This is a genomic window from Streptomyces sp. NBC_00203, from assembly GCF_045206325.1.
GTDB classification, from domain to species: domain Bacteria; phylum Actinomycetota; class Actinomycetes; order Streptomycetales; family Streptomycetaceae; genus Streptomyces; species Streptomyces lutosisoli.
Window position 1 is genome coordinate 10551605 of sequence record NZ_CP108126.1, and the last position, 12433, is coordinate 10564037.

Annotated in this window: 8 protein-coding genes; 4 read left to right on the plus strand and 4 right to left on the minus strand. The window is 67.9% G+C overall.

Features of this window, described 5'->3' with window-relative positions; genetic code table 11:
- Nucleotides 1–16: 16 nt before the first annotated feature.
- Entirely contained in the window at nt 17–2860 is a 2844-nt protein-coding gene (locus OG975_RS46875) for a glycoside hydrolase family 3 C-terminal domain-containing protein (protein ID WP_406335922.1), read from the minus strand.
- Between the two features lie 315 nt (nt 2861–3175).
- Between OG975_RS46875 and OG975_RS46880 the strand changes: the two genes are divergently transcribed.
- From OG975_RS46880 to OG975_RS46895, 4 genes are all read left to right on the plus strand, one after another.
- Entirely contained in the window at nt 3176–4837 is a 1662-nt protein-coding gene (locus OG975_RS46880) for an extracellular solute-binding protein (RefSeq protein WP_406335923.1), read from the plus strand.
- Complete coding sequence (locus OG975_RS46885) at nt 4837–5889, plus strand: ABC transporter permease (protein ID WP_406335925.1); 1053 nt, start codon at nt 4837–4839, stop codon at nt 5887–5889. The genes OG975_RS46880 and OG975_RS46885 overlap by 1 nt, the downstream gene beginning before the upstream one ends.
- A complete protein-coding gene (locus OG975_RS46890; protein ID WP_406335926.1) occupies nt 5886–6812 on the plus strand; it encodes a carbohydrate ABC transporter permease in 927 nt (308 codons plus the stop codon). Before OG975_RS46885 ends, OG975_RS46890 begins: the two co-directional genes overlap by 4 nt.
- A 205-nt stretch (nt 6813–7017) precedes the next feature.
- On the plus strand, nt 7018–7734 hold the full coding sequence (locus OG975_RS46895; protein ID WP_406335927.1) for a glycoside hydrolase family 12 protein: 717 nt from the start codon (nt 7018–7020) through the stop codon (nt 7732–7734).
- A gap of 128 nt (nt 7735–7862) precedes the next feature.
- Here OG975_RS46895 and OG975_RS46900 read toward each other — a convergent pair whose 3' ends face one another.
- The 3 genes from OG975_RS46900 to OG975_RS46910 all read right to left on the minus strand — a co-directional run bounded on the left by OG975_RS46900 (nt 7863) and on the right by OG975_RS46910 (nt 12397).
- Complete coding sequence (locus OG975_RS46900; protein ID WP_406335929.1) at nt 7863–8831, minus strand: expansin EXLX1 family cellulose-binding protein; 969 nt, start codon at nt 8829–8831, stop codon at nt 7863–7865.
- A 183-nt stretch (nt 8832–9014) separates the two neighbouring features.
- On the minus strand, nt 9015–10784 hold the full coding sequence (locus tag OG975_RS46905) for a cellulase family glycosylhydrolase (RefSeq protein ID WP_406335930.1): 1770 nt from the start codon (nt 10782–10784) through the stop codon (nt 9015–9017).
- 131 nt (nt 10785–10915) lie between these two features.
- Nucleotides 10916–12397, minus strand: coding sequence for a glycoside hydrolase family 43 protein (locus OG975_RS46910; protein WP_406335931.1), 1482 nt, complete (start codon nt 12395–12397; stop codon nt 10916–10918).
- Nucleotides 12398–12433 lie beyond the last annotated feature (36 nt).

Sequence of the window (12433 nt, forward strand, 5' to 3'; positions counted from 1 at the left end):
GGGGTCGATGCGGACCTCAGACGGAGAAGGCGACGCGCGCGAGCCGCACCGTGCCACGCAGCCCGAGGCGGACGTCGTGCACACCGGCCGGCACGGCAACGGGGGCGCTCACCGTGGCGTAGTCGTAGGGCCCGGCCGTACCCGGGGACAGCGTGAGCTCTGCCAGTACCGGACCGTCACCCAGCGAGAGTTCGACCGTGCCCTCACCCGCGGCCTCCACCGTGATCCCGGCAGCCCCCTTTCCGAAGTCACAGTCGCGGAGTACCAGTTCGCCCCTCCGGCCGGCCACAGGGGCGACCGAGTCACCCGACGTCTTCGCGCGGTCCACGATCTCCGTGTCGCTCTGTTCGTCGAAGTTCACCGCGTCCAGGCCGCCCACCATGACCGGCCGGGGGACGGACGGTTCGCCGTCGAGGTCGACGGTCCGGGCCAGGCGGATGTCCTCGCTGGACGCTCCGACGAGGATCTCGTGGAGGCCCGGTGCCACCCGCTGACGTCCCTGAGCCACGTCCCAGAACGCGAACGCCGACACAGGCACCCGGAAGGCGATCTCCGTGACCTCGCCGGGCGCGAGCGTCAGGCGCTGGTGCGCGGCCAGTTCCCTGCGGGGCCGTGGCACCGACGACTCCATGGCCCGGGTGTAGACCTGGACGACCTCGTCCGCGGTGACGTCACCGGTGTTGCCGACCGTGAAGGACACGTGCAGTGTCCCGTCCTCGACGCGAGTCGTGAGGTCGTCGTAGAAGAAGGACGCGTACGACAGGCCGTGGCCGAACGGGAAGAGAGGCGTGCCCTCGAAGTAGAGGTACGTCTGGCGGCTGCCGATGACGTCGTAGTCGAGGAGGTCGGGCAGGTCCTCGTCGGCGGCGTACCAGGTCTGCGGGAGGCGGCCGGCGGGGGAGACGTCGCCGGCCAGGATCCGGGCGAGTGCGGTTCCCGCGGCCTGGCCGCCGTGTGCTGTCCAGAGGACGGCGGGGAGGTCTGAGGGGTCCACCGTGTACGGGTATGCGGAGACCAGCGCCAGCACCGTGTTCGGGTTGGCCGTGCGTGCCGCGTGCAGGAGGCGCTCCTGGTGGGCGGGGAGGGCCAGGGTCGTACGGTCCTCGGTCTCGCGTCCGTTGATGTGCGGATCGTTGCCCGCGACCACCAGGACCACGTCCGCCTGCGAGGCGACCCTGTTCACCGCGTCCTCGCCGCGTTCGACGACGACGACCTCGAAGATCTCTCCGTTCCCGTCGGACACCTTGAGGCCGTCGGGGGCGGTGGAGAGGGGGCGACCCGTACCGATGTGCCGAAGAATGTGCCCGTTCTCGTGCGGTTCGAGGCGGAAGGTCTCCTGGACGACCCAGCCTCCGGGCTGGTCGGCGGAGGCGCGGACATGGCCGTCCTCGGCGACCGAGAGATAGCGGCCGTCGGGGGCGCGCAGGGTCAGCACGCCCTCGCCCCAGTCGACGAGGGAGAGTTCGGTGCCGGTCGCGTCGGTGGTGAGCGGGGGCAGGTCGGTGCGGCCCGCGAGCAGGGCGGGGTCGAGGGCGCCCTCGGCGCCGCGCACCTCGTCGTCGGCGTCCGCCTCGGGGACGTGCAGGAAGGTTCCGGCCGATGTCTTCAGCCGGATCCGGTCCACGCCCTCCGCGAACTGCACGTGCTCGGCGCCGAAACGCTCGCGCAGGCCCTCCAGCGGGGTGGAGCGGTGCAGGAGCGTGCCGCTGTACCAGTCGCGCTTGCACTCGTCGGCGAGCAGGCCGACCACGGCGACACGGGTGCCGGGCGCGAGCGGCAGCAGGTCATCGCTGTTCTTGAGGAGGACGATCGCCTGCTCGGCGGCCTCCTGGGCGAGGGCCCGGTGGGCCGGGGTGTCGAAGTCGTCGGTGGTGGCGTACGGGTCGTGCTGCGGGTCGAACTCGCCGAGCCGGAAGCGGACCGAGAGCTGGCGGCGGACCGCCGCGTCGATGTCGGCCTCGGTCAGCAGGCCCTGTTTCAGGGCGCCTTGGATGCGTGCGGTTATTTTCGAGCTGTCGGTGCCGTGGTCGGTGAAGCTGTCGACGCCGGCGAGGATCGCGGCCGCGGTGGCCTCCTCGTGGGTGTCGAAGTAGTGCTCGGAGTCGACCAGGTTGGAGGGGGCGCCGGCGTCCGAGCAGACCAGCAGTTCCTGGTCGGTCCAGGTGCGCAGGTGCTCGCGCAGGTACGGGGAGACGTGGTTGGGGCGGCCGTTGACCAGGTTGTAGGCCGGCATCACGCCGGCCACCGTGCCCGCCTCGACCGTCTCGCGGAAGGCGCGCAGGTCGTACTCGTGCAGCACGCGCGGGCGGACCGAGGAGGAGGTGACGTCCCGGCCCGTCTCGTTGTTGTGGGCCAGCCAGTGCTTGAGGACGGGGGCGGTGCGCCAGTACGTCGGGTGGTCGCCGCGCAGGCCCCGGGTGTAGGCGGTGGCGATGGCGGAGGTCAGCTTCGGGTCCTCCGAGTAGCCCTCCTCGTTCCGGCCCCACAGCGGGTGGCGCAGCAGGTTCACCGTCGGGGCCCAGACGTTGAGGCCGACGCGGTCGTCGCGGGCGCGCATCGCGCGGACCTCCTTGGACACCGCCTCGCCGACCCGTCGTACGAGATCCGTGTTCCAGGTCGCACCCAGGCCCACCGCCTGCGGGAACACGGTCGCCGGACCCATCCAGGCCACCCCGTGCAGCGCCTCCTGTCCGGTGCGGAAGGCGGCGATGCCCAGACGCTCCACGGCGGGCGCAAACTGGTGCAGCCATCCCATCTTTTCGTCGAGCGTGAGCCGCGACAGCAGGTCGTCGACGCGTTTCGCGAACGGCAGTTGCTGATCGCGGAAAGGCGGTGGAGTGTGCGGCGTGCGTGCGGACACGTGGGATCCCCTTGATGTGGAGCGGTGAGTGCTTTCGAAGCGCTTCGATGCTGATCAACACCGGGGTGAGTGTCAAGAGATCAAGACCGTTACATCAAGCGGGGTATACAGAAAGCCTCCCCCCTGCACCTTGGATGAATCTTGGTAGCGACCCTTGTGCGTCCATAGGCGTTCACTTAACCTCACTGCAACATCGAAGCGCTTCGACTGCGAATCACGTCGCAGTGATTGGATGTCCGCTTCAGTTCAGCCAGTTCCACTCGTGACACACGGCCCACCGCCGGGTGTCCAGGTGCGCCTTGAAGGGTTGACGCAATGACGCTGAATGCCGCCTCCTCCGGACCTAGTCGGAGAAGCTTTCTCGCCTCCACGGCGGTCGCCACCGCAGCGGTGGCCGGGGGAATGCCACTGCTCACTGCCTGCGGCGGTTCGGACAGCGGGAAGCGAGAGGGTGCCACGTCAGGCAAGGCCGCCGACAAGCTGATCCCGACATACGTCCCCAGCACGGTCGCCAAGCCGGACATTCCGTCAAAGAACGGCTCGTCGGCCGGCTACACCGGCAAGATCGCCCTCGCGGCCCTCGCCACCTCGGTCCCGGACAAGCTCGGCACCGGCGCCCCCCTCAAGATCATGTCCCCCCTCTGGGGCACCCCGCCCAAGCCCGGGTGTGCGTACTACAAGGCACTCGACGCGGCGGCGGGCACCAAGGTCACCTGGCAGAACCAGGACGGCAACACCTACGGCCAGAAGCTCGGCGCCATCCTGGCCTCCAGCTCCATACCCGACATGGTGGTCGTGCCCAACTGGGAACTGGTCGGCAAGATCGGGAACGCGGTCACCGCGAAGTTCATGGACCTCGGCCCCTACCTGCAGGGCGACAAGGTCAAGAAGTACCCGAACCTGGCAGCGATCCCCTCCGACTCCTGGCGCATGGGTATCTTCGGCGGCGCGCTGCGTGGCATTCCGATGCCCGCCGCCCCCGCGAGCTTCGTCATGCCCTACTACCGCAAGGACATCTTCGACAAGAAGGGCTACTCCGTACCCAAGTCGGCCGATGAGTTCCTCAGCTGGGCCAAGGACGCCACCAGCGCCAAGGCCAAGGTGTGGGCCTGCGGTGACATGGCCTGGGTCTCGGGGAGCATCTTCGGCAACTTCGCCGGCTGGAACATCTGTGACGACGGCAAGCTGAGGTACGGCATCGAGCAGCCCGAGTACCTCGAAGCCCTGGAGTGGACCCGCAAGCTGTTCGACGCCGGTGTGGTCCATCCCGATGACAGGGCACGCTCCGGTGACGCGGGCCAGCGCTTCACCGCCGGACAGATCCTGACCTGGGTCAGCGACTCCTCCGCCTGGTATGTGAAGACCGCCGAACAGGCCAAGGCCAACCCGGACTTCCAGATCGAGGCCATGGACATCTTCGGCGCCGACGGCGGCAACCCGACGCTGTACGCGTCCTCGCCCGCCAACATCTGGTCGATGATCCGCAAGGGCACCTCGAAGGAGACCGTGCAGAACGCGCTGGCCGCGGCCGACTTCGCGGCAGCCCCCTACGGCACCAAGGAGCGGATGCTCGTCGACTACGGCGTCGAGGGAACCCACTACACGGTCAAGGGCGGCGTCCCGGTCAAGACCGACCAGGGCAACTCCGAGGTGATCAACGCCTGGACGATGCTGGCGGCCCCGGCTCCCTACTTCGCCCACCCCGACTTCCCCGATGTCGCCCGCAAGCAGGCCGAGTGGCAGCAGCGGATGGGCGCCTTCATGAAGAAGACGTCCACCTACGGCATGAAGATCATCGAGCCGACCCGCTACGCCAACCTCGCCAGCCAGCACGAGCAACTGCAGATCGACTACGTGCGAGGCAACAAGAAGCTGTCCGACGTGCAGGCCGCCATCTCCACCTGGAGGTCCTCCGGCGGCGACAAGCTGCGCGACTGGTACAAGGAACTGCTCGACAAGAACGGCAGCGGCAACTGATGTCTCTCACGGCCGGGAGAAGGCCCGACGGGACTCGTCCCCCCGCGGCCGTCGAGGAGCCGACGGCCGCGGTCGCCACCGCGGGGACGAAGGTGCGGGCGCCGCGCAGGACGAGCAAGGCCGGCAAGGTTGCGTTCCGGATCCGGCTGCGCCGTGACCGCGCCCTCATCTTGATGACGCTGCCCGTCATCGTGCTGCTGTTGATCTTCAACTACATCCCGCTGCTCGGCAACGTCGTCGCCTTCCAGGACTACGACCCGTACGTCTCCAGTAACGGCATCACGGCGATCTTCCACAGCCCGTGGGTGGGCGTGGATCAGTTCTCGCGGGTGATCGACGACCCGCTGTTCTGGAGTGCCGCGAAGAACACCATCGTGCTGTTCGTGCTCCAACTGGTGCTGTACTTCCCGATCCCCATCGTCCTCGCGCTGGTCATCAACAGCGTGATCAGGCCCCGGGTGCGGGCCGTGGCGCAGGCGATCATGTATCTGCCGCACTTCTTCTCGTGGGTCCTCGTGGTCACCGTGTTCCAGCAGATCTTCGGCGGCGCGGGCATCATCGCCCAGACCCTTGAGGACCACGGGTGGAACGGCTTCGACCTGATGACCAACGCGAGCCTGTTCAAGTACCTGGTCACCGCACAGGCCGTGTGGAAGGACGCCGGCTGGGGGATCATCGTCTTCCTCGCCGCGCTGGCCGCCGTCAGCACCGACCTGTACGAGGCCGCCGCCATGGACGGCGCGGGGCGCTGGCGACGCATGTGGCATGTGACGCTGCCCGCGCTGCGCCCGGTGATCGCCCTGCTGCTGGTGCTCAGGGTGGGCGACGCACTCAGCGTCGGATTCGAGCAGTTCCTGCTCCAGCGTGACGCGGTCGGCGTGGGAGCCAGCGAGGTCCTCGACACATACGTGTGGAACATGGGTATCCAGAACGGCGACTTCAGCTACGCGGCCGCGGTCGGCCTGGCCAAGGGACTCATCGGAGTCGGTCTCGTCCTGGGCGCGAACAAGTTCGCGCACCTGCTGGGCGAGCAGGGGGTGTACAAGAAGTGAGCCTCAACACGCAGCTGATCCGCAGCCTCAAGGCGCCCGCCCGCCCCGTGTGGGAGGAGCCGCCGAACAAGGCAGGACTCACCGCCAAGAGCGGCCTCCTCCTGCTCTGCTGCCTGGGCGTGCTCGGTCCGCTGTGGATCGTGATCGTCACCAGCCTCTCTCCCAAACCGGTGATCGACAAGGCCGGCGGCCTCGTCGTGATCCCTCAGGGCATCACCTTCATCAACTACACCGAACTGCTCGGCGGTGGCCAGGTCAGCCGGGCGATCATGGTCTCGGTGGGTGTCACGCTCTTCGGCACGTTGTTCTCGATGACGGTGTCGGTGCTGGCGGCCTACGGCCTCTCGCGGCCGGGGAGTCTGGGCCATCGGGTCTTCCTGATGACCATGATGGGGACCATGTTCTTCGGGGCCGGGCTCATCCCGACGTACCTTCTGGTGCAGTCGCTGGGCCTCACCGACACCTATCTGTCGCTGATCCTTCCGAGCGCGGTCAGCGTCTTCAACATCCTCGTCCTGCGGGCCTTCTTCATGGGGATCTCACCCGAACTCACCGAGTCCGCCCGCATCGACGGGGCCAGTGACCTGCGCATTCTGCTGACCATCATCATGCCGCTGTCGCGCGCGGTGCTGGCCGTCATCTCGCTGTTCTACGCGGTCGGCTACTGGAGTGCCTGGTTCAACGCCTCCATCTACCTCACCGACCAGCAGATGATGCCGCTGCAGAACGTGCTCATCCAGCTTGTGCAGAAGAACACCGAGGCGCCGACCGGCCTCCAGCAGGCGGTCCGCACCGGCCAACTCTCCTCGCTGGGGCTGCAGATGGCCGTCATGGTCCTCGCGCTGATCCCCGTCGCGATCGCCTCCCCCTTCGTCCAGCAGCACTTCAAGAAGGGCATGCTCACCGGAGCCATCAAGGGCTGAAGCCCTTTGGTCCGAGTCCCGCCGAAGTGCCTTCCGCCGTATGTCCGCGGCTCCGCCCGAGTGATCGCGCCCACGTGGCGGTGCCGCAGCCAGGACTTCTTCCGGTGACGCGCAGCCGATCGATTTCGTCGCCGGAGAGGACCACGTCCTCAGTCAGGAGCGTGGTAACACCCCCACAATTCCCCCCACCCGTGGAAGGGACACCATGGTAAATAGCGCGATACGCAAGGTCAGCATGGCGGTGCTGGCGCCGGCGATGGCTCTCGGAGCCACCGTCGGCCTCGCCTCCGCCCCTGCCTCCGCCGCCGTCTGGAGCACGTGCGACCAGTACGGCAGCACGAACCTGAACGGCTACACGCTCTACAACAACATCTGGGGCTCCGGCGCCGGCAGTCAGTGCTTGTGGGCCAACTCCGGGACCGGCTGGGGTGTCTGGGCCAACCATCCCAACACCGGCGGCATCAAGTCCTACGCCAACTCAACGAAGTCGATCAACAAGTCGATCGACTCCCTCGGCTGGCTCACCAGCAACTACGACGTCAGCGTCCCGTCGTCCGGCGCGTACAACACGTCGTACGACATCTGGGACAACCACCACCAGTACGAGATCATGCTCTGGGTCAACTACAACGGATCCGTCGGCCCGATCGGCACCTACCAGGCCAATGTCACGCTCGGCGGCCACAACTGGAACGTCTACAAGGGCACCAACGGGTCGAACCAGGTGTTCTCGTTCCTGCGGACGTCCGACTCCAACTCCGGCACCGTGGACGTCAAGCCGGTCCTCAACTGGATCGCGTACACCAAGGGCTGGATGCCCGGCAGCGAGGTCATCGGCGATGTGCAGTTCGGCTATGAGATCACTTCGTCGTCCGGCGGTCTCAACTTCAACACCAACAACCTGACCGTCAGCGGCGGCTGACCCGACAGCAGTGACATGAGGGCCGAGGTCGGTCCGCGTCCCTTCTCAGGCGCGGTCGACCTCGGCCCTCAGTGCGTTGCAGTCCGCGAAGATGTGGTTTCGACGTCGGCCTTGGGCGGGCGGTGGGATCAGTGTCGGGCGAACTGGACCTGAGTGGGTTGCACGACGTTCGGCCGCACCGCGAGTCCGTTGACGGTCAACCGTTCGCCGTAGATGTCGGTGAGTCTGATCGCGCTGCCGCACCCGCTGCCGTCTGCGGAGATGAAGTAGTTGAAGGAGGTGCGGGGCAGTCGCCGCCAGCCGCCTGTGGTGCGGACCTCAAGCCTGGCGACCGGGTTGCGGTGGCCGATCGCCTGGATGCCGCACCAGTAGCGGCTGGAGCCGGTCTTGTACCGGATGGAGATCTTGTTGGAGATGCTGGGGCTCACCAGGCTCCAGGTGATGGGGATCCGGCCGACCTTGAGGTCGGCCAGTTTGGCGAACGCCTGTTGGCTGAGGTCGAGTTGCCCGGGTGCACAGGGCAGGGGGCATTCGTTGGTGATGCGTACCGTGATGGATTTGCCGTTGGCCGCGTGTACGAGCACGTAGGCGCCGCACGCCCTGGACGTCTCGTAGTCGGTGGTGTTCATGGCCGCGATCATGAGGTCGGGGCTGGGGCCGAACAGACAGGCGCCGTTTCCGTCCGCGGCCTCGTAGGCGGTGGCGACGCCCCGGTAGCTGGTGTGCGGCTGAATCCGTCCTGCCTGCGCAGTTGTTGTAGCGGGCTTTTGCTTGGGCTCCGGGGTGTCAGTGGGTGACGGTCGCGCCGACTTGGTGGTCGCGGTACCCGTCGGGGTGGGGGAGCCTGTCGGGCTGGGCGAGCCGGTCGGGCTCGCCGTCGCGGCCGGGGTGGCCCTCTCGCCGCCGGCGGCGGTGGCTTTCACCTGGGTGCTGGCGAGGGGGGTGGCTGCGGCAGGCCCTGCGTCGACGTTGCGGTCGGGGACCAACGCCATGACCAGGTAGACGAGAACGCCCGCGGCGATCAGTGCCGATGTGCCGCCCAGCATGAGCCTGCGTCTTTGTCTGCGCTGCCGCGCGGCCTGCCTCGATGTGTTCATTTCCCGTCCGTTCGCAAGATCGAGCCGATGGTGCACTACTGAGTGGCCACAGGAAGCGCAAAGGTTGCCAACGATTTCTCACCGGAAGTGGCTCACGTACGAGCACGGGTGTGCCGCGGCGCCGCAGAGACGTCGATGCCCTGGTTGCCCGGGAGGTGGGCAACCAGGGCGAGGGTCGGTCGGTCAGGATTCGGTGACAGCCGTACCGGTGACGGAGTCCCCGGACTTCGTGACCTTGTACTTCACCTTGGCGCCGCTGTGGAAGTGGAAGGTCAGCGTCGCCGCTTCGCCGTCACGCAGTGCCTTCAGGAAATCGGGGGTCAGGATGATCGTGCCGTTCGGGTAGTCCGGCGAGAAGGCCGCGTTGAACTCCTGGTACGGAGTCCAGCTGGTCTGGCCGGCGTTGCTGCCGTCGGCGTACGTGGACTCCATGGTCGCCAGCAGGTCGCCCTGGTACTTCGTGGGAAGGGTGAACGAATCGGGTGTGCCCGTGGCGTTCGAGAGCACCGGGGTGTCGTAGGTGACCACGTCGATCTTCCAGGGCAGGCCGCGGGAGAACCGGGCCTGGAGCGTCGCGTTGACCCCGTAGTCCCGCTCGCCGGTCAGCCGGGTCAGCGCCTGCGCCGTGAGGGTGAGCCGATCCTTGAAGACGGTGTAGTCCTTGCCCGAGACAAGCTTGGTGTCGCCGTTCCACAGACCCTGGAACTTGGTGCCGTTCAGGTTCAGTGTGAGCGACTGGGCCGTGATCCGGCTCGACTTCGCCACGAAGACCTTGTCGAAGGAGGCGGTTCCCGAGCGGGTGGTCCAGCTCGACTTGATCCAGGCGAACAGGGCGGGGTCCTGCCACTTCAGGGTGTCCCGGTTCAGGTAGGCGAAGGTTCCGGGGTCCCACAGGGCGGTGGTGACGCCGGCCTGGCGCGCCGTGTATCCGAGCTGCTCGAAGTACTTCAGTGCCTCACCTCGCTCGACGCGGTCGGGATGGTTGTGGTCGGGCCAGGCCAACAGGCCGTACTCGCCGAGGTAGACGGGGATGCCCCTGGCGATGAAGGTGTCGTGCATGCGGGCGAAGGCGTCGGTCAGGTCGTTCTGGGCGGCGGCGTCGTACCGGGTGCCGCCCGCGATGTTCACGCTGAACGGGTAATAGCTGTAGTAGTGCACCGTGGCGACCAGGTTGCTGTCGTGCAGCGCGCTGATCGTCGTGTACAGGTCGTCCATGAGGTCCTGTGAGGGGGTGCCGCCTTGTGTGGTCAGGACGAGCAAGCGGCCCTTGTTCGCGCCGCCCGAAGAGCGGACGATCTTGTGGAACGAGGTGTTCAGCTCGTTCATGAACTGGGTCTTCTGCGCCGCTGTGGCGTTGTCGAAGCCCGGTTCGTTGATGCTCTCGAAGAGCAGGGTGCGCGGCTCGTCCCGGAACGTCGCGGAGATCTGGGTCCACAGGGCGTCGTAGCGGGCGAGCACGTTGTCGTGGTCGGTGGAGATCTTCGAGACCCACTGCCATGAGTCGTGGTGGACGTTGAGCACGACGTAGAGGTTCTCGGCCTGTGCCCAGTCGACCACCTCCTTGACACGGCTCAGGTACGCGGCGTCGACGGTGTAGGGCGCGGTGGTGGACTGGTGTGCGCTCCAGGTCACCGGGAGGCGGACGCTGTGGAAGCCCTGCGCCCGGATGGTCTTGAACAGCTCCCTGGTGGCCTTGGGGTTGCCCCAGGACGTCTCGTCCGGAATCGCGTCCAGGGTGTTGCCCAGGTTCCAACTGGGCTGCATCGCGGCGACGGCGTCCTTGGCACCGGCCGGAACCTTGACCGTGGCGCTTGCCTGCTGTGCCGTGCCGTCGGTCGCGGCGAGCGCGGTGCTGCCGGACAGTCCCAGGACGACGAGCAGCGCCATCAGCAGGCCGGCCAGGCGTCCGGATCCGCGGCTGCGATGGTGCGCGGGTCTCCGTATGTCCTTCATGTGTCATGCCTTTCGGTCGGTGGTGCGGGTGATCCGGTCCGTGGCCGGGCAGCGAGCAGGCGCCACCGTCGGCTCATGGTGAGTAGAGGGAGGCTGAGGGATGCAGAGGGATGCAGAGGGAGGGGCCTGGTTCAGCCGTCGAGGGGCTCGTAGTCGAACCAGTCGAAGTGGACGGTGCCTGCCGCGGCGTACATGCCGATGACCCGACCGGTGAAGCCGCCGGCGACCTCGGTCGACAGGTAGCGGCCGTCTAGGGTCGCGAGCTCGGTGAGCGTGCCGTCGGGCTGCTCGACGCCGAGGGAGACGACATCGGGTCCCGTGCACGGCCCGTGCGGAGACGGCGGTTCCGTGATCGTGACGGCGAGGACCACCGGCCCGGCGGGCACGGACTGTTCGGCCACGACCGTGCGCAGGGAGCCGACGCGCGCGACCACCTGCACCCGCGTGCCGGACACCTCGATTTCGTAGTGGTGCCGCTCGTCGATCCGCACGGCGAGGCCACCGCTTCCCTCCGCGGCATCGACCAGGGTGCGCGCCCGGCACGTCAGATGCCGCTGGCGTCGGCCGGTGAACACCGCGTCGGGCTCGTCCAGGGAGCCGCCCCGCGCGCGGAGCGTCAGCCATCCCGGGCGCTCCTTGGTGGTGACGTGTTCGGCGGGCCGGTCGCGCAGGGAGATCCAGGCCGGCCGCAGTTCGGCGAGCTCGAAGTCGTCCCGGTTCTCCTCGACAGGGCCGGGGGAGAGCGGCCACGGGAGCTCGGGCAGGTCCAGGGTGACCTCGCCGACGACCGGCCAGTCGTCCACCCAGGTCACGGGGGCCAGGAAGGTCTCCCGGCCGAGCACGTGCCAGCCCGGCGTGCCGCCGCCCGGTCGGACGCCGAGGAACACCATCCACCAGGAGCCGTCGGGGCCCTGGACCAGGTCGGCGTGCCCGGTGTTCTGGACGGGGTGGTCGGTGCCGCGGTGGGTGAGGATCGGGTTGGCCGGGCACGGCTCGAACGGGCCGGCGGGCGTACGGCCGCGGGCGATCGACACAGCGTGGCCGCGCTCGGTGCCGCCTTCGGCGATGAGCAGATACCAGTAGTCGCCGATCCGGTACAGGTGCGGCGCCTCCGGGGCCTTGGCGCCGGGCCCGCTGGACCAGAGCTTGTGTGGTGTTCCGTACGTCTGCCCGGTGGACGGGTCGAGACGGACCTGCGAGACCCCGGCGACCGTGCACCAGCAGGTGCCGTCCTCGTCCCAGACCAGGTCGGGATCGATGCCGGGGACACCCGGTGCCCAGATGGGGTCCGACCATGGTCCGGCGGGGTCGGTGGCCGTGACGATCAGGTTGCCGCCGCCCTCGCTGCAGTTGGTGACGATCAACCAGAAGCGGCCGTCGTGGTGGCGCAGGGTGGGGGCGTAGATCCCGCCGGAGGACCAGGCGTCCGACAGACGCAGCTGCTCCGGCCGGTCCAGGGCGTTGCCGATCTGCGTCCAGTGCACCAGGTCACGGCTGTGGAAGAGGGGCACCCCAGGGAAGTACTCGAAGCTGGAGCAGGCCAGGTAGTAGTCGTCGCCGACGCGGCAGACGCTGGGGTCGGGGTGGAAGCCGGGGATCACGGGGTTGGTCAAGCGTCCGTCCGGCTGGTGCAGAGGGGGCACCCGATA

Excerpts from the sequence above, each read along its gene's own strand:
- OG975_RS46880 (WP_406335923.1), top strand. The coding sequence starts at position 3,176 with ATGACGCTGAATGCCGCCTCCTCCGGACCTAGTCGGAGAAGCTTTCTC.
- OG975_RS46885 (WP_406335925.1), top strand. The coding sequence starts at position 4,837 with ATGTCTCTCACGGCCGGGAGAAGGCCCGACGGGACTCGTCCCCCCGCG.
- OG975_RS46895 (WP_406335927.1), top strand. The coding sequence starts at position 7,018 with ATGGTAAATAGCGCGATACGCAAGGTCAGCATGGCGGTGCTGGCGCCG.
- OG975_RS46900 (WP_406335929.1), bottom strand. The coding sequence starts at position 8,831 with ATGAACACATCGAGGCAGGCCGCGCGGCAGCGCAGACAAAGACGCAGG.
- OG975_RS46905 (WP_406335930.1), bottom strand. The coding sequence starts at position 10,784 with ATGAAGGACATACGGAGACCCGCGCACCATCGCAGCCGCGGATCCGGA.